30 protein-coding genes are annotated in these 25,765 nt (G+C 72.9%); 9 read left to right on the forward strand and 21 right to left on the reverse strand.

The window, feature by feature from the left end; all coding sequences use genetic code 11:
* The first annotated feature begins 19 nt into the window (after positions 1–19).
* The 7 genes from ACFY01_RS08825 (at position 20) to ACFY01_RS08855 (ending at position 7,842) form a co-directional block, all read left to right on the forward strand.
* The gene (locus tag ACFY01_RS08825) at positions 20–1,126 is read left to right on the forward strand and encodes an ADP-ribosylglycohydrolase family protein (protein ID WP_390734972.1); all 1,107 of its coding nucleotides are present in this window, start codon (positions 20–22) and stop codon (positions 1,124–1,126) included.
* A 148-nt stretch (positions 1,127–1,274) separates the two neighbouring features.
* Entirely contained in the window at positions 1,275–2,390 is a 1,116-nt protein-coding gene (locus ACFY01_RS08830; RefSeq protein ID WP_390734973.1) for an ADP-ribosylglycohydrolase family protein, read from the forward strand.
* A gap of 8 nt (positions 2,391–2,398) precedes the next feature.
* The gene (locus ACFY01_RS08835) at positions 2,399–3,574 is read left to right on the forward strand and encodes an ADP-ribosylglycohydrolase family protein (protein WP_390734974.1); all 1,176 of its coding nucleotides are present in this window, start codon (positions 2,399–2,401) and stop codon (positions 3,572–3,574) included.
* Positions 3,562–4,938 carry an ADP-ribosylglycohydrolase family protein gene (locus ACFY01_RS08840; RefSeq protein WP_390734975.1) on the forward strand — a complete coding sequence of 459 codons (1,377 nt, stop codon included), beginning with the start codon at positions 3,562–3,564 and terminating at the stop codon, positions 4,936–4,938. The genes ACFY01_RS08835 and ACFY01_RS08840 overlap by 13 nt, the downstream gene beginning before the upstream one ends.
* Positions 4,935–5,828, forward strand: a complete 894-nt coding sequence (gene rbsK, locus ACFY01_RS08845; RefSeq protein WP_390734976.1) for a ribokinase — start codon at positions 4,935–4,937, stop codon at positions 5,826–5,828. Before ACFY01_RS08840 ends, rbsK begins: the two co-directional genes overlap by 4 nt.
* Positions 5,825–7,033, forward strand: a complete 1,209-nt coding sequence (locus ACFY01_RS08850) for a CaiB/BaiF CoA transferase family protein (protein ID WP_390734977.1) — start codon at positions 5,825–5,827, stop codon at positions 7,031–7,033. The genes rbsK and ACFY01_RS08850 overlap by 4 nt, the downstream gene beginning before the upstream one ends.
* The gene (locus tag ACFY01_RS08855) at positions 7,030–7,842 is read left to right on the forward strand and encodes an HpcH/HpaI aldolase/citrate lyase family protein (protein ID WP_390734978.1); all 813 of its coding nucleotides are present in this window, start codon (positions 7,030–7,032) and stop codon (positions 7,840–7,842) included. The genes ACFY01_RS08850 and ACFY01_RS08855 overlap by 4 nt, the downstream gene beginning before the upstream one ends.
* 88 nt (positions 7,843–7,930) lie before the next feature.
* On the opposite strand, the gene lgt is transcribed toward ACFY01_RS08855, so the two are convergent.
* The 11 genes from lgt to hisI all read right to left on the reverse strand — a co-directional run bounded on the left by lgt (position 7,931) and on the right by hisI (position 16,836).
* Positions 7,931–8,965 carry a prolipoprotein diacylglyceryl transferase gene (gene lgt / locus ACFY01_RS08860; RefSeq protein ID WP_390734979.1) on the reverse strand — a complete coding sequence of 345 codons (1,035 nt, stop codon included), beginning with the start codon at positions 8,963–8,965 and terminating at the stop codon, positions 7,931–7,933.
* 85 nt (positions 8,966–9,050) lie between these two features.
* Positions 9,051–9,827: a DsbA family protein gene (locus ACFY01_RS08865; protein WP_390734980.1), complete on the reverse strand. Its 777-nt coding sequence runs from the start codon at positions 9,825–9,827 to the stop codon at positions 9,051–9,053.
* Positions 9,828–9,901: 74 nt separating this feature from the next.
* Positions 9,902–10,720 carry a tryptophan synthase subunit alpha gene (gene trpA, locus ACFY01_RS08870; RefSeq protein WP_390734981.1) on the reverse strand — a complete coding sequence of 273 codons (819 nt, stop codon included), beginning with the start codon at positions 10,718–10,720 and terminating at the stop codon, positions 9,902–9,904.
* Positions 10,717–12,000 carry a tryptophan synthase subunit beta gene (gene trpB / locus ACFY01_RS08875; protein WP_390734982.1) on the reverse strand — a complete coding sequence of 428 codons (1,284 nt, stop codon included), beginning with the start codon at positions 11,998–12,000 and terminating at the stop codon, positions 10,717–10,719. Before trpB ends, trpA begins: the two co-directional genes overlap by 4 nt.
* Positions 12,001–12,086: 86 nt before the next feature.
* Positions 12,087–12,284, reverse strand: coding sequence for a tryptophan biosynthesis modulator TrpM (gene trpM, locus ACFY01_RS08880; RefSeq protein ID WP_390734983.1), 198 nt, complete (start codon positions 12,282–12,284; stop codon positions 12,087–12,089).
* Between the two features lie 22 nt (positions 12,285–12,306).
* On the reverse strand, positions 12,307–13,116 hold the full coding sequence (trpC, locus tag ACFY01_RS08885) for an indole-3-glycerol phosphate synthase TrpC (RefSeq protein WP_390734984.1): 810 nt from the start codon (positions 13,114–13,116) through the stop codon (positions 12,307–12,309).
* A gap of 143 nt (positions 13,117–13,259) precedes the next feature.
* Positions 13,260–13,703 carry a DUF2752 domain-containing protein gene (locus ACFY01_RS08890; RefSeq protein WP_390734985.1) on the reverse strand — a complete coding sequence of 148 codons (444 nt, stop codon included), beginning with the start codon at positions 13,701–13,703 and terminating at the stop codon, positions 13,260–13,262.
* Positions 13,704–13,794: 91 nt separating this feature from the next.
* Positions 13,795–14,052 carry an HGxxPAAW family protein gene (locus ACFY01_RS08895; RefSeq protein WP_390735275.1) on the reverse strand — a complete coding sequence of 86 codons (258 nt, stop codon included), beginning with the start codon at positions 14,050–14,052 and terminating at the stop codon, positions 13,795–13,797.
* 174 nt (positions 14,053–14,226) lie between these two features.
* Entirely contained in the window at positions 14,227–14,868 is a 642-nt protein-coding gene (locus ACFY01_RS08900) for a TIGR02234 family membrane protein (protein WP_390734986.1), read from the reverse strand.
* A gap of 61 nt (positions 14,869–14,929) precedes the next feature.
* Positions 14,930–16,423 (reverse strand): anthranilate synthase component I, encoded by a 1,494-nt coding sequence (locus tag ACFY01_RS08905; RefSeq protein ID WP_390734987.1) that lies wholly within the window; start codon positions 16,421–16,423, stop codon positions 14,930–14,932.
* Positions 16,424–16,434: 11 nt separating this feature from the next.
* Positions 16,435–16,836, reverse strand: coding sequence for a phosphoribosyl-AMP cyclohydrolase (gene hisI / locus ACFY01_RS08910; protein ID WP_390734988.1), 402 nt, complete (start codon positions 16,834–16,836; stop codon positions 16,435–16,437).
* Positions 16,837–16,918: 82 nt separating this feature from the next.
* Between hisI and ACFY01_RS08915 the strand changes: the two genes are divergently transcribed.
* Both ACFY01_RS08915 and ACFY01_RS08920 read left to right on the forward strand, forming a co-directional pair.
* Positions 16,919–17,554 carry a TIGR03085 family metal-binding protein gene (locus tag ACFY01_RS08915; protein WP_390734989.1) on the forward strand — a complete coding sequence of 212 codons (636 nt, stop codon included), beginning with the start codon at positions 16,919–16,921 and terminating at the stop codon, positions 17,552–17,554.
* Positions 17,555–17,564: 10 nt separating this feature from the next.
* Positions 17,565–17,963 carry a VOC family protein gene (locus ACFY01_RS08920; protein WP_390734990.1) on the forward strand — a complete coding sequence of 133 codons (399 nt, stop codon included), beginning with the start codon at positions 17,565–17,567 and terminating at the stop codon, positions 17,961–17,963.
* 3 nt (positions 17,964–17,966) lie between these two features.
* Here ACFY01_RS08920 and ACFY01_RS08925 read toward each other — a convergent pair whose 3' ends face one another.
* From ACFY01_RS08925 to hisD, 10 genes are all read right to left on the reverse strand, one after another.
* The gene (locus ACFY01_RS08925) at positions 17,967–19,229 is read right to left on the reverse strand and encodes an MFS transporter (RefSeq protein WP_390734991.1); all 1,263 of its coding nucleotides are present in this window, start codon (positions 19,227–19,229) and stop codon (positions 17,967–17,969) included.
* Between the two features lie 14 nt (positions 19,230–19,243).
* On the reverse strand, positions 19,244–19,831 hold the full coding sequence (locus ACFY01_RS08930) for a helix-turn-helix domain-containing protein (protein ID WP_390734992.1): 588 nt from the start codon (positions 19,829–19,831) through the stop codon (positions 19,244–19,246).
* A 73-nt stretch (positions 19,832–19,904) separates the two neighbouring features.
* On the reverse strand, positions 19,905–20,660 hold the full coding sequence (hisF, locus tag ACFY01_RS08935) for an imidazole glycerol phosphate synthase subunit HisF (RefSeq protein WP_390734993.1): 756 nt from the start codon (positions 20,658–20,660) through the stop codon (positions 19,905–19,907).
* Positions 20,657–21,055: a Rid family hydrolase gene (locus ACFY01_RS08940; protein WP_390734994.1), complete on the reverse strand. Its 399-nt coding sequence runs from the start codon at positions 21,053–21,055 to the stop codon at positions 20,657–20,659. Before ACFY01_RS08940 ends, hisF begins: the two co-directional genes overlap by 4 nt.
* Positions 21,052–21,777 carry a bifunctional 1-(5-phosphoribosyl)-5-((5-phosphoribosylamino)methylideneamino)imidazole-4-carboxamide isomerase/phosphoribosylanthranilate isomerase PriA gene (gene priA / locus ACFY01_RS08945; protein ID WP_390734995.1) on the reverse strand — a complete coding sequence of 242 codons (726 nt, stop codon included), beginning with the start codon at positions 21,775–21,777 and terminating at the stop codon, positions 21,052–21,054. Before priA ends, ACFY01_RS08940 begins: the two co-directional genes overlap by 4 nt.
* A gap of 4 nt (positions 21,778–21,781) precedes the next feature.
* Entirely contained in the window at positions 21,782–22,423 is a 642-nt protein-coding gene (gene hisH, locus ACFY01_RS08950) for an imidazole glycerol phosphate synthase subunit HisH (RefSeq protein ID WP_390734996.1), read from the reverse strand.
* A complete protein-coding gene (locus ACFY01_RS08955; RefSeq protein WP_361810975.1) occupies positions 22,423–22,587 on the reverse strand; it encodes a hypothetical protein in 165 nt (54 codons plus the stop codon). The genes hisH and ACFY01_RS08955 overlap by 1 nt, the downstream gene beginning before the upstream one ends.
* Before the next feature lie 4 nt (positions 22,588–22,591).
* Positions 22,592–23,194: an imidazoleglycerol-phosphate dehydratase HisB gene (hisB, locus tag ACFY01_RS08960; RefSeq protein ID WP_390734997.1), complete on the reverse strand. Its 603-nt coding sequence runs from the start codon at positions 23,192–23,194 to the stop codon at positions 22,592–22,594.
* Positions 23,191–24,303: a histidinol-phosphate transaminase gene (locus ACFY01_RS08965; protein WP_390734998.1), complete on the reverse strand. Its 1,113-nt coding sequence runs from the start codon at positions 24,301–24,303 to the stop codon at positions 23,191–23,193. Before ACFY01_RS08965 ends, hisB begins: the two co-directional genes overlap by 4 nt.
* Positions 24,300–25,625: a histidinol dehydrogenase gene (gene hisD, locus ACFY01_RS08970; RefSeq protein WP_390734999.1), complete on the reverse strand. Its 1,326-nt coding sequence runs from the start codon at positions 25,623–25,625 to the stop codon at positions 24,300–24,302. Before hisD ends, ACFY01_RS08965 begins: the two co-directional genes overlap by 4 nt.
* Between the last annotated feature and the right edge of the window lie 140 nt (positions 25,626–25,765).

Consider the following 25,765-nt stretch of genomic DNA (forward strand, 5'->3'; position numbering starts at 1 on the left):
CCCCGGAGGTGAGGCCCGCATGGCATCCGCCCCTATGGCACCGGTCCCTGTGGTGTCGGTCCGCGAACGGGCGCGCGGCGCGCTGCTCGGTCTCGCCGTCGGGGACGCGCTCGGGGCACCGGCCGAGAACATGAAGCCCTCCGAGATCCGCGCCCGCTGGGGCCGCATCACCGGGTACGTGGCCGAGCGGCCGGCCGGCACGGACGACACCGAGTACGCGATCTTCTCCGGGCTCCTGCTGGCCCGGCATGGCTCCGCGCTCACCCCCGCCCACGTCGAGGCGGCCTGGCACGAGTGGATCGCCGACGGCCACGAGGGCCCCTTCCGGGGCGCGGGCTTCAGTGAGCGCGGCACCCTGGAGAACCTCCGCCGGGGCCTGGCCGCCCCCATCTCCGCCCAGCACCGGCACGCCTGGAGCGACGGCCTGGCGATGCGGGCGGCCCCCTTCGGGGTGTTCGCGGCGGGCCGCCCGGCCGAGGCGGCCCGGCTGGTGGCGATCGACGGTTCGGTCAGCCACGAGGGCGAGGGCATCTACGGCGGCCAGGCGGTGGCGGCCGGGGTCGCGGCGGCGATGGCGGGCGCGCCGACCGTCGCCGTGGTGGCCGCCGCCCTCGCGGTGGTCCCGGAGGACTCCTGGACGGCCCGCTCGCTGCGCCGCGCGGTGGCCGTCGCCCACCGTGGGGAACGCGCCGTCCGTTCCGCCGTCGTCATCGGCGGCTACCCCTGGACCGACCTGGCCCCCGAGGCGGTCGCCCTGGCCTTCGGCGCGTACGCGGCGGCCGACGGCGACCTCAGGGAGGCGGTGCTCACGACCGTGAACATGGGCCGCGACGCCGACACCACCGCCGCGGTCGCGGGCGCCCTGGCCGGGGCGACCCAGGGTGTCACGGCGATCCCCGCCGACTGGGCCGCCGCGATCGGCCCGGCCCGCGGCAGCTGTCTGCCCTCCATGGCGGGCCACCACGTGCTCGACGTGGCCGAGCTGCTGGTGCCGGAGGAGGGCGGGAAGTGGGGGGCGGAAGTAGTGGTGCCCGACTTCCTTCCGACGGTGGAACAGCTCCTCGCCGGCAGCCGCCTGCTGACCACCACCGGCGCCGGCGACCTGGACAGCGAGGTACGGCCATGACCCCGCGCACCGAGGACCCGCCCCTCGGCCCCACCACCGGCCGCCCCGCCGCAGGACACCGCCCCACACGGACACCCGAGCGCCCCCGACGGCTCCCTCACGAGCCGACCACGACCCCCGCCCACGACCCTGACAGTGAGGTACGGCCATGACCCGCCGCATCGAAGGGCTGCTCCTCGGGCTCGCCGCCGGGGACGCCGCGGGGTGGCCTGCCGCGCGACACCGGGCCGTGCGGATGCCCGAGTGGACGCGGCGGCTCACGCGCGAGCTGGACACGTTCGCCGAGCACAACGCGACGACCACGCTGCCGGTGCCGATCGCGCTCAACCAGCCGCCGGAGCCGCTGCGGCTCGGCCCCTCCGACGACGCCGAGTGGGCGGCGTTCGCGGCGGAGGCGGTGCTGCGCGCCGGGGACGACAGCGTGCTCGGGGATCTGAGCCGGGACCGCCGGATGCGCGCCGCCATCGATCTGACCTGGACCGCCGTCGCCTCCGAGGTCGCGGCGGCCGCCGAACGCGCCCCCGAGGTCGAGTCGGCGGTGCTGCCGCTGCGCGCCCGGATCTCGGTGCGTGCCGGACTCGGCAATCTCGCCGCCGGTCTGCGTCCGCCCGCCACCGGCCACGACAACCCGCACTACTTCGACGACGCGGCCTGCGTACGGGCCTGCGTGCTCGCCGTGGCCCACCCCGGCGACCCCGCCCGCGCGGCCGAACTCGCCGAGTTCGACGCCCGCTACACCCAGGACGGCGACGGCGTGCACGGTGCCCGTGCGATGGCGGCGGCCCTGTCGCTCGCGCTCGCCGGGGCCGAGGCCGGGCCGTGTGTGGCGGCGGCGCTCGCCGAGCTGCCCGGGGAGACGGAGATCGGCCGCAACGCCCGCCACGCGCTGGCCCTCGTGGAGGACACCGACACCGCCTTCGGGCTGGTCCCGCTCCTGGAGCACCAGATCGTCGACCACGTCTACAGCTACGGCATCGCCGCCGCCGAGACCGTCCCGGTCGCCCTGGCCCTGGCCGTCGCGGCCCGCGGCCGGATCGGCGAGGCGGTCCCCGCCGCGGCCTGCCTGTCCCGGGTCGCCGACTCCGCCCCCGCCCTGGCCGGCGCGCTGACCGGCGCACTGGGCGGTGGCGAGTCGGTCCCGCGGGCCTGGCGGGACGCCTGCCGCACCCTCTCCGGCTGTGCCCTGCCCCGTCTGACCGGCACCGACCTGGTGGAACTCGCCGGACTCCTGGAAGCCACGCAACCGGTCCGACCAGGAGGATGATTCGGGGCATGACGCCCAAAGGAGAAGAAAGCAGCGGGGCCGGCCTGGACGAGCGGATCACCGGGGCACTGGTCGGCGCCGCCGTCGGCGACGCGCTCGGCGGCCCCGTCGAGGGCTACTCCCCCGAGCAGATCGCCGAGCGCCACGGCGGCCGCGTCCACGGCATCGTCGGCCCCTGGAACGGCGACGCCTGGCGCACCGCCCGCCCGATCGCGCCGTACCACAAGGGCGACGGACACGTCACCGACGACACCCTGATGACCCACGCCCTGGTCCGGGTGTACGCCCGGGTCCGCGACCACCTGGACGCGTACGCGGTCGCCGACCACCTGGTCCCCGACCTGATGACCACCCCGCGCTGGATCCCGGAGCTGGAGGCGGAGGCACTCCCGCTACAGCGGATCTTCCTGGCGGAGAAATGGCTGGTGGCCCGGCTGGCCTACGGCCATGTCGACCCCCGCGAGGCGGGCACCGGCAACATCGTCAACTGCGGCGCGGCGATGTACATGGCCCCCGTCGGCCTGGTCAACGCGGCCAACCCGGCGTGCGCCTACGCCGAGGCGCTGGACGTCGCCGGCGCGCACCAGTCGTCGTACGGCCGTGAGGCCGCCGGCGTCTTCGCGGCGGCGGTGGCGGCGGCGGCCACGCCGGGCGCGACGCCGGAGTCGGTGGTCGCCGCGTGCCTGGACCTGGCGAAGGACGGCACACGGGAGGCGATCGACCGGGTCTGCCAAGTGGCGGGCGGCCACCGGGACTTCGAGTCGGCCCTGGCCCCGGTCCGGGAGGCGGTCGCCCCCTACGACACGGTGGGCCCCGACTACAAGTGCCCTGCTCTGAGCGCCCGCCGCCCCTCCCGGCTGCACTCGATCGAGGAACTCCCCGTCGCGCTGGGCATGTTGCTGGTCTCCGGCGGCGACTACCGGCAGGCGGTCCTGGGCGCGGTCAACTACGGCCGGGACTGCGACTCCATCGCCACGATGGCGGGCGCCCTCGCCGGTGCGCTCGGTGCACCGGTCCCGGAGGACTGGTCGAAGGCGGTGGCCGAGGCCAGCCGCCTGGACCTGTGGGAACCGGCGCGCGCACTGGCCGAGGTGACCCGGGAGGTGTTCGCGCGGGACGTCGGCCGTCGCCGGTCCCACGAGGCGGCCTTCGCCGGGCTCGGGGGCACCGGATGCTCCGACTGACCTGGGTCCAGCCGGAGGACCTGCTCGGTCACGAACTCCACCAGGCCCGCCAGGACGGCCGCGAGCCGTCGGCGATCGCGGAGCGCTGGCGGGCGGCGGGCGGCCGGGAGGCGCCGGCCCGGGCGGGGGCGTCGGCGCGGCCGGCGTCACGCTATCTGCGGACGCTCGCGGAGGACCTGCTCGACGAACTGGCCGACCTGCCCAGCCGCTTCGCGGAGGACGAGCCGACGAACCTGGCGAGGATCATGGCCGCCTGCCCGGACTGGCCCACCGGGCCCGCGCGCGGCGGTACCCCGACCCCGCTCGCCCTCGAAGCCGCCTGGCTCGGCAGGGCCGTGGGCTGCCTGCTCGGCAAACCGGTGGAGAAGCTCCCCCTGGAGGGCATCCGCCGACTGGCCCGCGCCACCGGCAACTGGCCTCTGAACACCTGGTTCACGGCTCGCGGAGTCCCCGCGGAGCTGACGGAGACGTACCCCTGGAACCGCCGTTCGGCCGCCACCTCCCTCGCCGAGAACATCGACGGCATGCCCGAGGACGACGACCTCAACTACCCCCTCCTCAACCTCGTCCTCCTGCGACGCCACGGCAGGAGCTTCACCACCGCCGACGTGGCGGGGCTCTGGCTGGACGAGCTCCCTCCCGGCCGCACCTTCACCGCCGAACGCCTCGCCCTGCGCAACCTCCTCACCGGTGTCGAGCCCCCGTACACGGCTCGCCACCGCAACCCCTTCCGCGAGTGGATCGGTGCCCTGATCCGTGCCGACGTCCACGGCTGGACCAACCCGGGCGACCCGGCCGCCGCGGCCGGACAGGCCCATCGCGACGCCGCCCTCACCCACACCGCCAACGGCGTCTACGCGGCCATGTTCACCGCTGCCGCCATCGCCACCGCCGCCACCGGCACCCATGACGTCCACGCCTGTCTGCGCGCCGGCCGCACGGTGGTCCCGCCCCGCTCCCGCCTGGCCGGGGCGATCGACCACGCCGTCCGGCTCGCCCGGTCCCACCAGGACTTCGACGAGGTCGTGGACGAACTCCACGCCACCCACTGCGCCACCTACCACTGGGTCCACGCCATCCCCAACACCGCCCTCATCGCCGCCGCCCTCACCCACGCGGACGGCGACTTCACCGGCGCCGTCTGCCGGGCGGTGTCCGGCGGCTGGGACACCGATTCCAACGGCGCGACCGCCGGGAGCATCGCCGGTCTCCTGGCCGGCTCCCCGGACGCCCTCCCGCACCGCTGGACGGCCCCCCTGAAGAACCGCCTCGCCACATCCGTCGCCGGCTTCGACGGCACCGGCTTCGACGCCCTCGCCCACCTCACCCACTCGCTCACCCGCCCGGAGGTGACCCACCCATGACCCACATCGCCGTACTCGGCAGCACGAACATGGACCTGGTCGCGTACGTCGAGAAGGCCCCGCAGCGCGGGGAGACCGTCACGGGACGGGAGTTCCGTACGATCCCCGGCGGCAAGGGCGCCAACCAGGCCATCGCCGCGGCCCGCGCCGGCGCGACGGTCTCGATGCTCGGCGCGGTCGGCAACGACGCCTTCGGCACCCGGCTGCGCTCCACCCTGGAGCACTCCGGCGTGGACACCGACAGCCTGCGCACGGTCGAGGGCCCCTCCGGCACCGCGCACATCGTCGTGGACGACGAGGGCGGCAACGCGATCGTCGTGATCCCCGGCGCGAACGGCACCGTCGACCACCTCACCCCGGGCGACGAGGGCGTCATCGCCTCCGCCGACGCGCTGCTGCTCCAGCTGGAGATCCCGCTCGACGGCGTTCTCGCGGGCGCGGAGGCGGCCCGCCGGCACGGCGTCCGTACGGTCCTCACCCCGGCGCCCGCCCGGATGCTCCCCCCCGAACTCCTCGCCGCCACCGACCTGCTGGTGCCCAACGAGTACGAAGCGGCCACCCTCACCGGCCGCACCGACCCGCTCGACGCGGCCACCGCCCTGCTCGACCGGGTGCCGGAGGTCGTGATCACCCTGGGCGCGGCGGGCTGCCTGTACGTGCTCCGGGGCGCCGAACCCCTCGTGGTGCCCGCCCCCCAGGTGACCGCCGTGGACTCCACCGGCGCCGGCGACACCTTCGTCGGCGCCCTCGTGGTGGCCCTGGCCGAGGAGCGGCCGGTGCGGGAGGCGCTGACCTGGGCGGCCGCGGCGGCCTCGATCTCCGTCGAGCGGGAGGGGGCGTCGGCGTCGATGCCGTACCGCCCGGAGATCGAGGCGCGGTACACCGCATGAGTTCCGACCGTACGAATACCGGCCGGCCGCTCAGCGGTCTGCGCGTCCTCGATCTCGCCACGCTCTTCGCCGGGCCCCTGGCCGCCACCCTGCTCGGTGACTTCGGCGCCGACGTGGTCAAGGTCGAGCACCCGGCGAAGCCCGACCCCTCCCGGGGCCACGGCCCCGCCAAGCACGGCGTCGGCCTGTGGTGGAAGCTGCTCGGCCGCAACAAGCGCACGATCACCCTGGACCTGTCCAAGCCGGGCGGCCGGAGCACCCTGCTGCGGCTGGCCGCCACCGCCGACGTGGTGATCGAGAACTTCCGCCCCGGCACGCTGGAGAAGTGGGACCTGGGCTGGGACGAGCTGTCCGCCGCCAACCCGCGCCTGATCCTCACCCGGGTCACCGCGTTCGGCCAGTTCGGCCCGTACGCCCACCGCCCCGGTTTCGGCACCCTCGCCGAGGCGATGAGCGGCTTCGCGGCGATCACGGGGGAGCCGGACGCCCCGCCGACCCTCCCGCCGTTCGGTCTCGCCGACTCCATCGCCGCTCTGGCGACGGCGTACGCCGTCATGACCGCGCTCGCGGCGCGGGAGCGCACCGGCGCCGGCCAGGTCGTCGACATGGCGATCATCGAACCGATCCTGACCGTCCTCGGCCCCCAGCCCACCTGGTACGACCAGCTGGGATACGTCCAGGCACGCACCGGCAACCGGTCCGCGAACAACGCCCCGCGCAACACCTACCGCACGGCCGACGGCTCCTGGGTCGCCGTGTCCACGTCCGCCCAGTCGGTGGCGGAACGGGTGATGCGGCTGGTGGGCAGGCCGGAGCTGATCGACGAACCGTGGTTCGCGACCGGCGCCGACCGGGCCGCGCACGCCGACGTGCTGGACGAGGCGGTCGGCCGCTGGATCGCCGCACGCACCCGCACGGACGTCCTGGCCGCGTTCGAGAAGGCGGAGGCCGCGATCGCGGAGATCCAGGACGTACGGGGTGTGCTGGCCGACCCGCAGTACCAGGCCCTGGACACCGTCACCACCGTCGACGACCCGGAGCTCGGCCCGCTGCGCATGCAGAACGTCCTCTTCCGGCTGTCCGCCACACCCGGCGCGATCCGCTGGGCGGGCCGCCCGCACGGCGCGGACACCGAGGCCGTCCTCACCGAACTGGGCCTGACCCCGGACGAGCTGCGCGCCCTGCACGAGGAGGGCGCCCTGTGAGCCCGTTCCCGCTGACCTGGCTGTACGCCCCCGGCGACCGCCCGCACGTCGTCGCCAAGGCGCTGGCCTCCGGCGCGGACGTCGTGGTGGTCGACCTGGAGGACGCGGTCGCCCCCGACCGCAAGGCATACGCCCGCGCCGCCACCACCGAGCTGCTGTCCGAGCCCCAGCCGGTCCCCGTGCACGTCCGGGTCAACGCCCTGGACGGGGAATGGGCGGCGGCCGACGTCCGGGCGGTGGCCGCACTGGACGGCGTGGCCGGGCTGCGGCTGCCCAAGGTGACGTCCGCGCAGGACGTGGTCGGCGTGGCCGAGCGCACCGCGCTGCCCCTGTTCGCCCTGCTGGAGAGCGCGCTGGGCATCGAACGGGCCTACGCCGTCGCCGCCGCCCATCCGTCGCTGCGGGGCATCGCCCTGGGCGAGTCGGACCTGCGGGCCGACCTGGGGGTACGGGACGACGTGGGCCTCGACTGGTGCCGCTCCCGGGTGGTCGTCGCCGCGCGCGCGGCCGGGCTGCCCCCGCCGCCCCAGTCGGTGCACCCCGACATCCGTGACCTGGAGGGCCTGAGCGCCTCCTGCGCCCACGGCCGCGCCCTGGGCTTCCTCGGCCGGGCCGCGATTCACCCGCGCCAGCTCCCGGTGATCGAGCGGGCCTACCTGCCCACCCAGGCCGAGCTGGAACGGGCCGAGACGATCGTCAAGGCGGCCATGACCGACCAGGGCGCGCAGGCCCTGCCGGACGGCCGCTTCGTCGACGCGGCGGTGGTGGCGGCGGCCCAGCGGACGCTGGCGCTGGCGGACAGGTCCTGAGACCGGTGCTGAGACGCGGCGAGGGCGCCCGGCATCCCGGGCGCCCTCACCGTCGTCCTTGCCGTCGTCCTCGCCGTACGGCCGGACGTCAGCTCTTCTTCGTGGCGGCCTCGGCCTCGTCCTTGCTCTCGTCCTCGGCCTCATCCTTGGCCTCGGTACTGACCTCGGCCTTGGTCTCGCTCTCGGCCTTGGCGTCGCCTGCCTCGTCCTTCGCGTCCGCCTTCGCGTCCGGCGTCTGCGGCTCCGTCGTGGCGGCCTTGCCCTCGGCGTCGGTCTCGCCCTCGCCGCCCTCGGCCGAACCGTCGGAGACACCCGGTTCCACCACGGCTTCCCGTCCCGGACGCTTCTTCGCCGAGATCACCATGTAGGCCACCGCGAGCAGGAACACGATCATCGCGGTCCAGTCGTTGAGCCGGAGGCCCAGGATGTGGTGGGCGTCGTCGACGCGCATGTACTCGATCCAGCCGCGGCCCACGCAATACGCGGCGACGTACAGCGCGAACGCCCGGCCGTGTCCCAGCTTGAAGCGGCGGTCGGCCCAGATGACCAGGAAGCCGACGCCGATGCACCACAGGGATTCGTAAAGGAACGTCGGGTGGTAGTAGCCCGGCACCCGGCCGCCCTCGGAGGAGGTGATGTGCAGCGCCCACGGAACGTGCGTCTCGCGACCGTACAGCTCCTGGTTGAACCAGTTGCCCCAGCGGCCGATGGCCTGCGCGAAGGCGATGCCCGGCGCGATGGCGTCGGCGTACGCGGGCAGCGGGATGCCCCGGCGCCGGCAGCCGATCCACGCGCCCAGCGCGCCGAGCGCGATGGCACCCCAGATGCCGAGGCCGCCCTGCCACACCTTGAAGGCGTCCACCCAGTCGCGGCCCTCGCTGAAGTACAGCTCGTAGTCCGTGATCACGTGGTACAGGCGGCCGCCGACCAGGCCGAAGGGCACGGCCCAGACAGCGATGTCGGCCACCGTGCCGGCCTGCCCGCCGCGGGCGACCCAGCGCTTGTTGCCGAGCCAGACGGCAACGAAGACGCCGATGATGATGCAGAACGCATAGCCGCGCAGCGGAATGGGACCGAGGTGGATCACCCCGCGCGACGGGCTGGGAATGTAGGCAAGTTCCATGGCAGAGTCGACGCTACCGTGCCGGGCCGGGCCCACGGCAGGCGGCCCGGCTACGGGTCCATAACAGGGACGTGAGAAACGCTTACTACCCCTTGTTGGCCTCCTCCACCATCTGCTTCAGCTTGGCCGGGGTCATCGTGCGGTCCTCGTAGATGTTCTTGCCGCCCAGCAGCACGGTCGGCGTGCCGGTGAAGCCGCCCGCCTGGAAGGCCTTGTTGGACTTGTCCACCCAGCTGGTGTGCGTGCCGTCGTTGACGCACTTGCGGAAGGCGGCCGTGTCCAGGCCGGGGACCTTGCCCGCCAGCTCGATCAGCTTGGCGTCGCTGGAGAAGGCGTCGTCGGTTTCCTTGGGCTGGTTCCGGTAGAGCACGTCGTGGTAGTCACGGAACTTCCCGGCGTCCTGGGCGCAGGCCGCGGCGCCCGCCGCGCGGCGGGATCCGCTGCCGCCGAGGTTGCCGTCGATCAGCGTGACCAGGTGGTACTCGATTCTGAGCTTGCCCGCGTCGGTCAGCTCGTGGAGCGTCGGCCGGTACACCGTCTCGAAGGCCTGGCAGGCCGGGCAGCGGAAGTCCTCCCACACCGTGAGCGTCGACTTGGCGCCGTCCTTGCCGACCGGGATCGCGAGGCTGTCCTTGCCCTGTGCTCCCGAGGGCGCCACGACCGGGCCCGCCTTCGCGGCGCCCTTCTCCTTGCCCGAGTTCGCGGCGATCACTCCGATCACCGCCGCGAGGCCCAGGACACAGACGACGCTCGCACCGACGATCAGCGCGCGCCGTCGCTTCTCCGCGGACTTCTGCTTCTCGCGCTCGACCGCCAGCCGCTCCCGGGCGGTGCGCTTTCCCTCACGGTTCTTCTCGCTCACACCCCCAGAACGAACCGGGGAGGCGCAGCGCGCCTCCCCGGTCCCAGGTCCACTCGTTCGAGTGACCGAATGCGTCAGCCTCGGCCGCGCACGCCCTGCGCCAGTTCACCGGCGAGCGCGCGGACCGCCTCGACCCCCGCCGCGTGGTCCGGCGCGTCCAGCATCCGCTTGACGAAGGCCGAGCCCACGATCACGCCGTCGGCGAAGCCGGCGACCTCGGCGGCCTGGGCCGCGTCGGAGACTCCGAGCCCGACGCAGACGGGCAGGTCGGTTCCGGTGGCACGGGTCCGCTCCACCAGGTCCTGCGCCTGCGCGCCGACCGACTCGCGGGTGCCGGTGACGCCCATCAGCGAGGCCGCGTACACGAAGCCGCTGCCCGCCGCGGTGATCTCGCCGAGCCGCTCGTCCTTGCTGCTCGGCGCCACCACGAAGACCGTCGCGAGGCCGTGCTTCTCGGCGTGCTCCCGCCACAGCGCCGACTCCTGCACGGGCAGGTCGGGCAGGATGCAGCCCGCGCCGCCGGCCTCGGCCAGCTCGGCGGTGAAGCGCTCGACGCCGTAGCGGTCGATGGGGTTCCAGTACGTCATGACGAGGATCGGCTTGCCGGTGGCCTCGTAGGCCTCCTTGACCGTGCGCATGACGTGCGCGATCTTGACGCCGCCGCGCAGGGCGATGTCGTCGGCGGTCTGGATGACGGGCCCGTCGAGCACCGGGTCGCTGTGCGGCAGACCGACCTCGACGACGTCGGCTCCGCCGTCGAGCACGGCCTTGATCGCGTCGATGCCGCCGTCCACGGTCGGGAACCCGGCCGGGAGGTAGGCGATGAGGGCGGAACGGCCCTCGGCCTTGGCGGCGGCGAGGGTGTCCGCCAGCAGCTGGATGGTTCCGCTCACTTGGCGTCCCCCTCGATCTCGGCGGTGTCGGCCGCGTTGGCGGCGACCTCGGCGTCGGTGTCGTACAGGCCGAAGTAGCGGGCGGCCGTGTCCATGTCCTTGTCGCCGCGACCGGACAGGTTGACCACGATCAGGCCGTCCTTGCCCAGCTCCTTGCCGACCTCCAGGGCGCCGGCCAGCGCGTGGGCGCTCTCGATCGCCGGGATGATGCCCTCGGTGCGCGACAGCAGGCGCAGGGCCTGCATCGCCGCGTCGTCGGTGACCGCGCGGTATTCGCCGCGGCCGCTGTCCTTGAGGTAGGAGTGCTCGGGTCCGATGCCCGGGTAGTCCAGACCGGCCGAGATCGAGTACGGCTCGGTGATCTGCCCCTCCTCGTCCTGGAGGACGTAGGACCGGGAGCCGTGCAGGATGCCGGGTTCGCCGGCGGTCAGGGTGGCCGCGTGCTCGCCGGTCTCGATGCCGTGGCCGGCCGGCTCGCAGCCGATCAGGCGGACGCCCTCGTCCGGGATGAACGCGTGGAAGAGACCGATGGCGTTGGAGCCGCCGCCGACACAGGCGACCGCGGCGTCCGGGAGGCGTCCCGCCCGCTCCAGGAGCTGGCGGCGGGCCTCCACACCGATCACGCGGTGGAAGTCGCGGACCATGGCCGGGAAGGGGTGGGGGCCGGCGACCGTACCGAAGAGGTAGTGGGTGTGGTCGACGTTGGCCACCCAGTCGCGGAAGGCCTCGTTGATGGCGTCCTTCAGCGTGCGGCTGCCGGACTTCACGGCGATGACCTCGGCGCCCAGCATGCGCATGCGGGCCACGTTGAGGGCCTGCCGCTCGGTGTCGATCTCGCCCATGTAGATCGTGCACTCGAGGCCGAACAGGGCGCAGGCCGTCGCCGTCGCGACACCGTGCTGGCCGGCGCCGGTCTCCGCGATGACACGGGTCTTGCCCATGCGCCTGGTCAGCAGGGCCTGGCCGAGCACGTTGTTGATCTTGTGGGAGCCGGTGTGGTTGAGGTCCTCCCGCTTCAGGAAGACCCGTGCGCCACCGGCGTGTTCGGCGAACCTGGGCACCTCGGTGAGGGAGCTGGGGCGGCCGGTGTAGTTGACCAGCAGGTCGTCGAGCTCGCGGGCGAACTCGGGGTCGTGCTTGGCCTTGTCGTACTCGACGGCCACCTCGTCGACTGCCGCGACGAGGGCCTCGGGGATGAACTTGCCGCCGAAGGCGCCGAAGTAGCCTTCGGGGCTGGGGATCTGACCCTGTGGGTCGGGGATGAAGAAGTCGCTGGGCATGCGGATACCTCACGGTGAGTGCGTGTGAAAAGACACTATTCGCCGTGGGGGCGGGGTTTTGTCTGTTGGCTGCGGGCCCGTTGTGGCTAGTCGCGCAGTTCCCCGCGCCCCTGAAAGGGGCGCTGCCATCGCCGGCCGTTCACCTGTCCAGGTTCGTCTCCGATGACGTATCGCACCCGTCGGCCGTGCACCCTGCGCGCGGGCGCACGGCAGCCACGCGGACGGCAGCCGCGCGCGAGGCGGGCGTAGCGGTCCGTGGTCGTGGCAGGGGTCAGCGGTGTCATCGGAGAAAACCCTACCGGGAAATCAGCCCCGGCCGTGCCGCAGTGCCGGGTGCTCCCCCGCCGCCACCAGGTCGGCCACCGCCGTCTTGGGGTCGCGGCCGGTCACGAGGGACTCGCCGACCAGGACCGCGTCGGCGCCCGCGTTGGCGTAGGCGATGAGGTCGTGGGGGCCGCGCACGCCGGACTCGGCGATCTTGACGATGTGGTGCGGGATCTCCGGGGCGACGCGCTCGAACGTGCCGCGGTCGACCTCCAGCGTCCTGAGGTTGCGCGCGTTGACGCCGATCACCTTGGCGCCCGCGTCCACCGCGCGCTCGACCTCGTCCTCGTCGTGCACCTCGACGAGCGGGGTGAGGCCGATGGACACGGCGCGCTCGATCAGCGACTCCAGGGCCGGCTGGTCGAGGGCGGCGACGATCAGCAGCGCGAGGTCGGCGCCGTACGCCCGGGCCTCCCACAGCTGGTACGACGTGACGATGAAGTCCTTGCGCAGGACCGGGATGTCCACGCGGGCCCGGACGGCCTCCAGGTCGGCGAGCGAGCCGCCGAAGCGGCGCTGTTCGGTGAGGACCGAGATGACGGCCGCGCCGCCCGCCTCGTAGTCGGCGGCGAGCCCGGCCGGGTCGGCGATCGCGGCCAGCGCGCCCTTGGACGGGCTGGAGCGCTTCACCTCACAGATGACCTTGACGCCCTCGCCGCGCAGCGCGGCCACGCCGTCCTTGGCGGCGGGCGCCTTCGCCGCGCGCTCCTTGAGCTCGTCGAGGCTGACGCGCGCCTGCCGTTCCGCGAGGTCGGCACGGACTCCGTCGATGATCTCGTCGAGCACACTCACGCGAGCGGCCCCCTTCCGGACGGTTTTTCGAGACGGTGGAAAAGCCATTGAAAAGCCATGGTCACTGCGATGGTATCCGGAGGAGGGCGCAGGGCTCGCATCCGGTGGGCGCCGGTCCCACTACCTGGACGTTCACCGCTCCGTCAAGGGTGCAGCCAGCCGCCGAACGGCAGGTTCCGGACGACGGTGAAGACCAGCAGCAACGCCCCCGCGGCCCACAGCTGCGCCGGGGAGGGGTCGATCCGCAGCGGGCGTCCGCGGACCGCGCGGACCGCCCAGACGGTCCACAGCGCGGCGAAGCCCAGATATCCGGCCACGGCAGGCGCGTTGTCCTGGAGCGCGGTGAGGAGGTCCCCGTGGACGAAGGCGTGCGCGCTGCGCAGGCCGCCGCAGCCGGGGCAGTACAGGCCGGTGTAGCGCAGCAGGGGGCACACCGGGTAGTGGCCGGGCCGGTTGGGGTCGACGGCTCCGACGTAGGCGAAGGCCCCGGCGACGGCCGTGAGGATCCCGGCGGGCACGGCGAGCCTCCCCCACCGGGTGGTGGGCGTCCCGTGGGCGCCGGTGCTGTGGGCGTTCACGCCTCGCATTCTGCCCCGTACGGGCCGCACGCGCGCGTGAGGGGCGCGCCGGCGCCTCAGCGGTGCCGCCGCGCCCCTCAGGCGGGCAAGGGTGCCGTGCTCAGCTCTCGGCGCTCGCCGGCTCGCGGGTCGCGGCCGGGGCGGCGTGCGCCACCGCGTGGGTCTGCTTCGGCTGGCCGAGGCCCATCGAGCGCATGATGGCGCCCACGACACCACCGAGGGCCACGATCACCATGCCGGCCCAGAAGCCCAGCGGCTGTGCCATCACCATGAAGGCGCCCGCGACGCAGAAACCGATGAAGGCGATGATGACACCGGTCCAGGCGGCCGGGGTGTGACCGTGGCTGCTGCCCGCCATTGCTTGCTCCTCGTTGCTGGTGTGCGTGTCGTACGTGCCGTACGTCTCCGGGTCCGACCGTGTCCGGGCCGGACGCTCGCCGTCCATTGTCCCGTACGCGTGCGCGTGCCGTGAGCGGGGGTGGCCAGTGATGCGCGTCTGTTTCGCCACATCCGGCGGGTGTCCGGGACGGGGTCACGCCCCGGTGGGGTCCTCGCCCCGGTCCAGGGCCTTCCACAGCTCTTCGGGGCGGTCGGGGTCGGCGGCCTTGGGGGTGCGGCGCGGGCGAGGGGTGCCGTCGCGCTCGTAGCGGCCGGACATGGCGGGCCACAGCCGGCCGTACCGCAGGGCGAGGAGGCCCGCGAGCAGCAGGAGGGCGCCGCCGACGGCCGCGACGTAGGGCCAGCCGGTGTGGGTGAGCGCGGCGACCGTCGCGGAGGTGTCGCCGGTGGTCTCGGCGGCCTTCTCGTCGAGCGCGGAGCTGTCGGAGGCGCCGATCAGGGCCGCGGCGACGGTACCGGCGCCGGAGAGGGCGAGGAGCCCCGCGACCAGGAGCCGGCCGGCCTTGCGGACGGCGAAGACGGCGACGAGCGCGGCGAGGCCCACTATGGCGAGGGCCGCGGGGACACCCGTGACGTCGCTGCCCTTGGCGGTCAGCGGGAAGGCGCCGCCGGCCACCGTCGCGGTGCCCTCCGACCAGCGCTGCCGGGTGGCGAGCAGCGCCACGGCCGCGCCGAGCGCGCCGCACAGCAGGGCGACGGCGAGGCTCCGGCGGCCGGACGGCGCCGATACGGGCGCCTGGGAACGGGGGTTGGGTACAGCAGTCACGTACTCCACTATCTCCCGAACCCCGGGCGAACCGTCACCCGGGGTTCATGTGAGGAACGTGATAAACGCCCTACTTGCCCAGCCGGTTGGCCGTGTGCACCGCCCGCAGCACCGCCGCCGCCTTGTTGCGGCACTCCTGGTCCTCGGCGACCGGGTCGGAGTCGGCGACGATGCCGGCGCCGGCCTGGACGTAGGCGGTGCCGTCGCGCAGCAGGGCCGTGCGGATGGCGATGGCGGTGTCGGAGTCGCCCGCGAAGTCGAGGTAGCCGACACAGCCGCCGTAGAGGCCGCGGCGGGACGGTTCGAGCTCGTCGATGATCTGCATCGCGCGGGGCTTCGGGGCGCCGGAGAGGGTGCCGGCCGGGAAGCAGGCGGTCAGGACGTCGAAGGCGGTGCGGCCCTGGGCGACGCGTCCGGTCACCGTGGAGACGATGTGCATCACGTGCGAGTACCGCTCGACGGACATGAAGTCGACGACCTCGACGGAGCCGGGCTCGCAGACCCGGCCGAGGTCGTTGCGGCCGAGGTCGACGAGCATGAGGTGCTCGGCGCGCTCCTTGGGGTCGGCGAGCAGTTCGTCGGCGAGGGCCTGGTCCTCCTGCGGGGTGGCGCCGCGGTGCCGGGTGCCGGCGATGGGGTGGACCATGGCCTGCCCGTCCTCGACCTTGACCAGGGCCTCGGGCGACGAGCCGACGACGTCGAAAGCACCTCCGTCCCCGTGGGGGAACCGGAACAGGTACATGTACGGGGAGGGGTTCGTCGCCCGGAGGACCCGGTACACGTCCAGCGCGCTCGCCGTGCACGGCGTCTCGAACCGCTGTGACGGTACGACCTGGAAGGCTTCGCCCGCGCGGATGCGCTCCTTGACGTCCTCGACGGCCCGCTGGAAGTCGGGGCCGCCCCACAGGGCGGTGTACTCGGGCAGTTCGGAGGGAGGCAGCACGGCGGGCGGCTGGGCGACCGCGCGGGTGAGGTCGGCCTCCATCGCGTCGAGGCGGGCCACGGCGTCCGCGTACGCCTCGTCGACGCCCGTCTCGAGGTCGTTGTGGTTGATCGCGTTGGCGATCAGCAGGACGGAGCCCTCCCAGTGGTCCATGACCGCGAGGTCGCTGGTCAGGAGCATGGTCAGCTCGGGGAGCTTCAGGTCGTCCCGCTCGCCGGGGCCGATCTTCTCCAGGCGGCGGACGATGTCGTAGCCGAGGTAGCCGACCATGCCGCCGGTGAAGGGCGGCAGGCCCTCCTGGTGGGGGGTGTGGAGGGTCTCGATGGTGGCGCGCAGGGCGGCCAGCGGGTCGCCGTCGACGGGAACGCCGACCGGCGGGACGCCCAGCCAGTGGGCCTGGCCGTCGCGGGCGGTCAGCGTGGCGGCCGAGCGCACGCCGACGAACGAGTACCTGGACCACGAGCGGCCGTTCTCCGCCGACTCCAGCAGGAAGGTGCCGGGGCGCTCGGCGGCGAGCTTGCGGTACAGCGCGACCGGGGTGTCGCCGTCGGCGAGGAGCTTGCGGGTGACCGGGATGACACGGCGGTCGGAGGCGAGCTTGCGGAACGTCTCGAGGTCCATGGCGGCAGACCTTACTGATCCGGGGCCAAGACGCCGGAATCGGCGTCCTTGAGCAGCACGTCGGCGTCGAAGCAGGTGCGCGCGCCGGTGTGGCAGGCGGCGCCGACCTGGTCGACCCTGACCAGCACGGTGTCGGCGTCGCAGTCCAGGGCGACGGACTTGACCCACTGGAAGTGGCCGGAGGTGTCGCCCTTGACCCAGTACTCCTGGCGGCTGCGGGACCAGTACGTGCAGCGGCCGGTGGTGAGCGTGCGGTGCAGCGCCTCGTCGTCCATCCAGCCGAGCATGAGCACCTCTCCGGTGTCGTACTGCTGGGCGATGGCGGGCAGGAGTCCGTCGGCGCTGCGCTTGAGGCGCGCGGCGATCTCGGGGTCGAGGCTGCTGGGCCCGGGAGTACCGGTCGTACTGGTCATGAGTGCCATTGTGCCGGGCCGGCCCGACACAGCAGGGTGATGTCCAGTGTGCGGACCTGGGGGGCGGTCGTAGGCTGACGGTATGTCGACCTTCGCCAAGCGTGAACGGCTCCTGCTCGCCGACCTCTTGGAAACGACCGGTCCGGACGCGCCGACCCTGTGCGAGGGCTGGCGGACCCGGGACCTGGCCGCGCACGTGGTGGTGCGCGAGCGCCGCCCCGACGCGGCCGGCGGCAGCCTGCTCAAGCCGCTCGCGCCACGCCTGGAGAAGGTGATGGCGGAGTACGCCGCGAAGCCGTACGAGGAGCTGATCCAGCTGATCCGTACGGGCCCGCCACGATTCTCGCCCTTCCAGCTGAAGCAGATCGACGAGGCGGCCAACGTCGTCGAGTTCTACGTGCACACGGAGGACGTCCGGCGCGCCCAGCCCGACTGGGGCACGCGTGAGCTGGACCCGGTCTTCCAGGACGCGCTGTGGTCGCGTCTGGAACGCACCGCGCGCCTGGTGGGCCGGGGTCTGCCGACGGGTCTGGTGCTGCGCCGCCCGGACGGCAGGACGGTGGTCGCCCATCGCGGTACGCCGGTGGTGACGGTCACCGGCGAGCCGTCCGAGCTGCTGCTGTTCGCCTTCGGCCGGCAGAGTGCCGCCAAGGTGGGCGTGGACGGCGACGAGGACGCGATCGCCAGGTTGCACGGGTCGAAGCAGCTCGGCATCTGAGGGAGCTCCCATGATCAAGGTCGCGATGACCGGGGTGTACGTCGACGACGTGCCGAAGGCCCACGCGTTCTACACGGACGTGCTCGGCTTCGAGACCCGCACCCGCCTGGACCTGGGCGGTGGCACGCTGTTCATCACGGTGGGCGCCCCGGGCGGGGCCCAGCCGGATCTCCAGTTGCTGCTGGAGCCGGGCGCGGGCCCCATCGCGGAGCCGTACCGCCGGGCGCTGTACGAGGCGGGGATCCCGGCCATCGTCTTCTCGGTGGACGACATCGCGGCGGAGTACGAGCGGCTGCGCGGGCTCGGGGTGCGTTTCACCCACGAGCCGCAGGAGCAGGGTCCGGTGATCGCCGCGGTGCTGGACGACACCGTGGGCAACCTGGTGCAGCTGGCTCAGCCGAAGGGGTGAGCGTCAGCGGGGCAGCTCGGCGCGGCGCAGGTCCGGTACGCACAGGGCGACGATCCCGCCGAGTCCGCACACGGCGGCGCTGACGGCGTACACCGGTCCGAGGCCCCAGGCGCCGATCGCGGCGGCGGAGAACGGCATGCTCAGCGGGGTCAGGCCGAGGCTGACCAGGCTGGAGACGGCGGTGACCCGGCCGAGGTAGGTGGGGTCGGCCTGGGTCTGGAGCAGGGCGCCGCACATCACTCCGCTCAGGCCGGTGAGCAGTCCGACGGCCAGTGCGACGGCGACGGCGCCGGCGAGGCTGGGGACGAAGGCGAGCGCGCCGACGGCGACGGAGCCCGCGAGGACGGCGCACCCGGCGACCAGTCCGGCCCGGGGCAGCCAGCCCCGGACGGTCAGCAGCAGCGAGACGGCGCCCGCGCCGACGCCGAACCCGGCGAGCACCCAGCCCATCCCGGAGGCGCCCCAGCCGCGCCGGTCGGCCAGCAGGGTCAGTCCGACGTTGAGCGGGCCGACGAAGCCGAGGTCGCCGAGGGCGATGGTGATCAGCAGCGGGGCGAGGACGCGGTGGCCGCGGATGTAGCGCAGGCCGGCCACGAGGTCGCTCCAGGCGGTGCCCCCGGCGGCATCGGTGCGGGCGGTGTCGTCGCCGGGCAGCTCCCGCACCCGTACGGTGATCAGCAGCGGCACCGACACGGCGATCAGCAGCCCGGCGAGTCCGAACGCGGCCGCCGCGCCGCCGACCGCCACGCCGAGGCCGCCGAGCGGGGCGCCGACGATGCTCGCGAAGCGGATGGCGAGGGCGCGCATGCCGAGGACGCGGGCGAGCTGGCCCTTGCCCGTGAGCCGCGCGGGCAGGGCGCCCACGGCGGGCACGAACACGGCGTCGACGGTGCCGAAGACCAGCGCCAGCAGGGCCAGCGGCCACAGGCCGGGGCTGGTCAGGAACAGCAGGGCGGCCACCGCGAGGACGGCGGCGCAGCGTACCGCGTCACTGCCGATGACGACCCTGCGCGGCCCCAGCCGGTCGGCGATCACGCCGCCGCCGAGCATCAGCACGGCCCTGGGCAGCGCGCTGACCGACATCACGATGCCGGCCTGCGAGGGGCTTCCGGCCTGCACGGCGGCCCAGGACAGGGCGATGTAGTAGACGCTGTCGCCGACCATCGAGGAGGTGTAGGCCCCGAGCCAGCGCAGGACGTTGGGGTCACGGTGGGCGGGGCGGTCCGGGACGTTCTCCTCGACGGGTATCGCGGTCGCGGTGGTCACGGTGGTGGCCTCTCTCAGACGCGGAAGGGGAAGCCGTACATGTAGAGGGCGACGTGTTCGCGCCCCTCGGTCTCGCCTGCGGCCTCGGCGGCCAGTCCCTGCTCGTCGTACTTGCGCAGAAGCGTCAGCAACTCCTGCTTGAAGGCGGTGAGTTCCGCCGGCGTCAGCCGCATCAGGGACTCGTTGTCCATGGACGCGGCGTTCCACTCGGGGTTCCAGGTGGGGCGTTCGTCCAGGTAGCGGCGGTAGCGCTCGGCACGCTGGTCGTGGAAGAGGCGGGTGGCCGCCAGGTGCGCCGCGGCCTTCGCCGGTTCGCCCCGGAAGTCCTCGTCGCGGATGCTCACGCCGTCCGACGCGGGCTGCCACCAGCGCTCCCGCGCGTCCCCGGTCTGCGGTTCCGCCTCCTCGATCAGCCCGTGCTCGGCGAGCTTGCGCAGGTGGTAGCTGACCAGGGAGACGGCCTCGTCGACGTGCTCGGCCAGCTGCGAGGCCGTCGCGACCCGCTCGACGCACAGCAGTCGGTACAGGTCGGCCCGCAGCGGGTGTGCGAGGGCCTTCAGCGTGCCGACGTCGGTGATCCGCCGGTTCTCTTTGCTCGCCACACCCTCAGGCTAGATACGAAAGAAAAGTTGCGCAACAGATTTTGCGCAACTTCCCTTTCGCGTCTGGGATGTGTCACCTGACCGGGTGACCCCCCTCCCGCAGCGCCTGCTTCACCTCGCTGATCCGCAGGTCGCCGAAGTGGAAGACGGAGGCCGCGAGCACGGCGTCCGCGCCGGCGGCGACGGCCGGGCCGAAGTCCGCGAGCTTGCCCGCGCCGCCCGAGGCGATCACGGGGACCGTGACGTGCTTGCGCACGGCGGTGATCATCTCCAGGTCGTAGCCGTCCTTGGTGCCGTCCGCATCCATCGAGTTCAGCAGGATCTCGCCCGCGCCGAGCTCGGCGGCCCGGTGCGCCCACTCGACGGCGTCGATGCCGGTGCCCTTGCGGCCACCGTGGGTGGTCACCTCGAAGGAGCCCGACTCCGTACGGCGCGCGTCCACCGACAGCACCAGCACCTGCCGGCCGAACCGCTCGGCGATCTCGCGGATCAGGTCGGGGCGGGCGATCGCCGCGGTATTCACGCCCACCTTGTCGGCGCCCGCCCGCAGCAGCCTGTCCACGTCCTCGGCCGTGCGGACGCCGCCGCCGACGGTCAGCGGGATGAACACCTGCTCGGCGGTGCGGCGCACCACGTCGTACGTCGTCTCGCGGTCGCCCGACGAGGCGGTGATGTCCAGGAACGTCAGTTCGTCGGCGCCCTCGGCGTCGTACACCTTGGCCATCTCGACCGGGTCACCCGCGTCACGCAGGTTCTGGAAGTTGACGCCCTTGACGACCCGGCCGTTGTCCACGTCCAGACAGGGGATGACTCGCACGGCCAGGCTCATGTTCCGGACACTCCTCGGAACGCCTCGACCTCGACCTCGACGACCAGGCTGGGGTCGACGAAGCCGGAGACGATGATCATGGATGCGGCGGGCCGGACGGAGTCGAACAGCTCCTTGTGGGCGCGTCCGACGTCTTCCACGTCCCGGGCATGGGTGAGGTACATGCGCGTCCGCACGACATCGTCGCGGCCGAGGCCCAGCTGGGCGAGCGCGGCGAGCGCGACGTTGAAGGCGTTGACCGTCTGCTCGTACGGTCCGCCTCCGGCGATCTCACCGTCCACTATCGATGTGCAACCGGAGACGAGCACCAGGCCGTTGGGCAGCTCCACCGCCCGGGAGTAGCCGAAGCTCTCCTCCCAGGGCGCGCCGGTCGTGACACGTCGTACGTCGCTCACTGGGCTACCGCCTCCAAGGCCTCTTCAAGGGTGAACGCCTTCGCGTACAGCGCCTTCCCGACGATGGCACCCTCGACACCGAGGGGCACCAGGCCGGCGATGGCCCGCAGGTCGTCGAGCGACGACACGCCACCGGAGGCCACGACCGGGCGATCGGTCGCGGCGCACACGTTCTTCAGCAGTTCCAGGTTGGGGCCCTGGAGCGTGCCGTCCTTGGCGATGTCGGTGACGACGTACCGCGCGCAGCCCTCCTTGTTCAGCCGCTCCAGCGTCTCGTAGAGGTCACCGCCGTCGCGGGTCCAGCCGCGGCCCCGGAGCGTGGTGCCGCGTACGTCGAGACCGACCGCGATCTTGTCGCCGTGCTCGGCGATGACCTTGGCGACCCATTCGGGGGTCTCCAGCGCGGCGGTGCCGAGGTTCACCCGGGTGCAGCCGGTGGCGAGGGCGGCGGCCAGGGAGGCGTCGTCGCGGATGCCGCCGGAGAGCTCCACCTTGATGTCCATGGCCCGTGCGACCTCGGCGATCAGCTTCCGGTTGTCGCCGGTGCCGAACGCGGCGTCGAGGTCGACCAGGTGCAGCCACTCGGCGCCGGAGCGCTGCCAGGCCAGGGCGGCCTCCAGGGGGGAGCCGTAGGAGGTCTCCGTGCCGGACTCGCCGTGCACGAGGCGGACGGCCTGGCCGTCGCGGACGTCGACGGCGGGGAGGAGTTCGAGCTTGGCCATGTCTCTACAGGGTTCCGATCCAGTTGGTGAGGAGCTGGGCTCCGGCGTCGCCGGACTTCTCGGGGTGGAACTGCGTCGCCCACAGGGCGCCGTTCTCGACCGCGGCCACGAACGGCTTGCCGTGCGTCGCCCAGGTGACCCTGGGCGGGCGCAGCGCCGGGTTGTGGGTCTCCAGGCTCCAGTCGTGGACGGCGTAGGAGTGCACGAAGTAGAAGCGCGCGTCCTCGTCCAGGCCCGCGAACAGCTCGGAGCCGGCCGGGGCTTCGACGGTGTTCCAGCCCATGTGGGGCACGACGTCGGCCTGGAGCGGCTCGACCGAGCCCGGCCATTCGTCGAGGCCCTCGGTCTCGACGCCGTGCTCGATGCCGCGCGCGAACAGGATCTGCATGCCGACGCAGATGCCCATCACCGGCCGCCCGCCGGACAGCCGGCGGTCGACGACCCAGTCGCCGCGGGCGTCGCGCAGGCCCTTCATGCAGGCGGCGAAGGCACCGACGCCCGGCACCAGCAGGCCGTCGGCGTTCATGGCCTTGTCGAAGTCGCGGGTGATCTCCACGTCGGCTCCCGCGCGCGCGAGGGCACGCTCGGCGGAGCGGACGTTGCCGAAGCCGTAGTCGAAGACCACGACCTTCTTCGGCGCGCTCATCAGTTCCACACCTCCAGCCGCATGACGCCCGCGACCAGGCACATCGCCGCGGCGATCGAGAGCAGCACGATCAGGCTCTTCGGCATCTGCTGCTTGACGAAGGAGTAGATGCCGCCGACCAGGAAGAGGCCGACGACGATCAGGACGGTGGACAGACCGTTCATGGGTTTACAGCGCACCCTTCGTGGACGGGAGGATGCCCGCCGCGCGCGGGTCCCGCTCGCTGGCGTAGCGCAGCGCCCGGGCCAGCGCCTTGAACTGGCACTCCACGATGTGGTGCGCGTTGCGCCCGTAGGGCACGTGCACGTGCAGCGCGATCTGGGCCTGGGCGACGAAGGACTCCAGGATGTGCCGGGTCATCGTGGTGTCGTACTCGCCGATCATCGGCGCCATGTTCTCGGGCTCGGTGTGCACGAGGTAGGGGCGGCCGGAGAGGTCGACGGTGACCTGGGCGAGGGACTCGTCCAGCGGGACCGTGCAGTTGCCGAAGCGGTAGATGCCCACCTTGTCGCCGAGGGCCTGCTTGAAGGCGGCGCCCAGCGCGAGGGCGGTGTCCTCGATGGTGTGGTGGGAGTCGATGTGCAGGTCGCCGTCGGTCTTCACGGTCAGGTCGAACAGACCGTGCCGGCCGAGCTGGTCGAGCATGTGGTCGTAGAAGCCGACGCCGGTGGCGATGTCGGTCTTACCGGTGCCGTCGAGGTCTATCTCGACGAGGACCGAGGTCTCCTTCGTCGTGCGCTCGATCCTTCCGACGCGCGCCTCGCGAGTCATGCGCTCTGCTCCTTCTTCAGTTCACGGACCGCGTCGAGGAACGCGTCGTTCTCGGCCGGGGTGCCGGCGGTGACCCGCAGCCATCCCGGTACGCCGTTGTCACGGACCAGGACGCCCCGGTCGAGGATCTTCTGCCAGGTCGTGTGGGCGTTCTCGAACCGCCCGAACTGCACGAAGTTCGCGTCGGACTCGGTGACCTCGTAGCCGATGGACCTCAGCTCGCTCACCAGCCGGTCCCGCTCGGACTTCAGCTGCTCGACGTACTTCAGCAGTGTGTCGGTGTGCTCCAGGGCGGCCAGGGCGGTCGCCTGGGTGACCGCCGACAGGTGGTACGGCAGCCGGACGAGCTGGACGGCGTCCACGACGGCGGGGTGCGCGGCGAGGTAGCCGAGGCGGAGGCCGGCGGCCCCGAACGCCTTCGACATGGTCCGGGAGACGACGAGATTCGGCCGACCTTCGAGCAGCGGCAGCAGCGAGTGGCCGTGGCTGAACTCGATGTACGCCTCGTCCACGACGACCATGGACGGCTTCGCCGCCTGCGCGGCCTCGTACAGCGCGAGCACCGTCTCGGGCGGCACCGCGTTGCCCGTGGGGTTGTTGGGCGTGGTGACGAAGACGACGTCGGGCCGGTGTTCGGCGATGGCCCGCTCGGCGGCGGGCAAATCGACGGTGAAGTCCTCGTTGCGGGGACCGGAGATCCAGCGGGTGCCCGTGCCGCGCGCGATGAGCGCGTGCATCGAGTACGACGGCTCGAAGCCGATCGCCGTACGGCCGGGCCCGCCGAAGGTCTGGAGCAGCTGCTGGATGACCTCGTTGGAGCCGTTGGCCGCCCAGACGTTGGCGAGGGTCACCTCGTGACCGGAGGTGTCGGTCAGGTACCTCGCGAGCTGGGTGCGCAGCTCGACCGCGTCCCGGTCCGGGTAGCGGTTGAGGTTCCGGGCGGCCTCGCGGACCCGCTCGGTGATCCGCTCGACCAGCGGCTCGGGCAGCGGGTAGGGGTTCTCGTTCGTGTTCAGCCGTACGGGGACGTCCAGCTGGGGCGCGCCGTAGGGGGACTTGCCGCGCAGCTCGTCCCGTACGGGAAGATCGTCGATCTTTACGTCGCTCACTTGTTCGTCGGTACCTTCCAGCCGAACCTTGCCTTGATCGCCGCGCCGTGCGCGGGCAGGTCCTCCGCCTCCGCCAGCGTCACCACGTGGTGCGCGACCTCGGCCAGCGCGTCCTTCGTGTAGTCGACGATGTGGATGCCGCGCAGGAAGGACTGCACGGACAGGCCGGAGGAGTGGCAGGCGCAGCCGCCGGTGGGCAGGACGTGGTTGGAGCCGGCCGCGTAGTCGCCCAGGGAGACCGGCGCCCAGGGGCCGATGAAGATCGCGCCCGCGTTCTTCACCCGGTCGGCGACGGCGGCGGCGTCGGCCGTCTGGATCTCCAGGTGCTCGGCGCCGTAGGCGTCGACCACCCTCAGACCCTCGTCCACGCCGTCGACCAGCACGATCGCGGACTGCCTGCCCTTGAGCGCGGGGACGATCCGGTCGTCGACGTGCTTGGTCGCCGCGACCTGCGGTTCGAGTTCCCGCTCCACCGCGTCGGCCAGTTCGGTGGAGTCGGTGACCAGCACGGCCGCCGCGAGCGGGTCGTGCTCGGCCTGGCTGATCAGGTCGGCCGCGACGTGCACCGGGTCGGCGGTGGAGTCCGCGAGGATCGCGATCTCGGTCGGGCCCGCCTCGGCGTCGATGCCGATCTTGCCGGTGAAGTAGCGCTTGGCGGCGGCGACCCAGATGTTGCCGGGGCCGGTGACCATGTTGGCGGGAGCGCAGGACTCGGTGCCGTAGGCGAACATCGCGACTGCCGTGGCGCCGCCCGCCGCGTACACCTCGTCGACGCCGAGCAGTGCGCACGCGGCGAGGATCGTCGGGTGCGGAAGGCCCTGGAACTCGGCCTGGGCCGGGGAGGCGAGCGCGATCGACTCGACACCGGCCTCCTGGGCGGGCACGACGTTCATGATCACGGACGACGGGTAGACCGACCGGCCGCCGGGCGCGTACAGCCCGACTCGCTCGACCGGGACCCACTTCTCGGTCACCGCGCCGCCGGGCACGACCTGGGTCGTGTGGGACGTGCGGCGCTGTTCGCGGTGCACGAGGCGGGCCCGCCGGACGGACTCCTCCAGGGCGGCGCGCACGGCCGGGTCGAGCTGGTCCAGCGCGTCGGCGAGCGCCCGTGCCGGGACCCGTACGGATTCCAGCCGGACCCCGTCGAACTTCTCGGCGAAGTCGATCAGCGCCGCGTCGCCCCGATGATGCACGGCTTCGCAGATCGGACGCACCTTCTCGAGGGCGGCCTGAACGTCGAAGTCGGCTCGGGGCAGCAGGTCGCGCAGAGCGGGTCCCTCGGGAAGGGCGTCGCCGCGCAGATCGATTCGGGAGATCACGCCCCCAATTCTCTCAGACCGGCGTCGGCTGTCGTCCGCGCGTATCAATGGCTGATACAGAACGTGGCCGGAACGCGGAAGATCCCCTTCACCACTAGCGTTCGCGGGGTCACCGAGCGGGCATGAACGGCTGTACGAGC

Source organism: Streptomyces sp. NPDC001480, assembly GCF_042894725.1.
Taxonomy (GTDB): Bacteria; Actinomycetota; Actinomycetes; order Streptomycetales; family Streptomycetaceae; genus Streptomyces.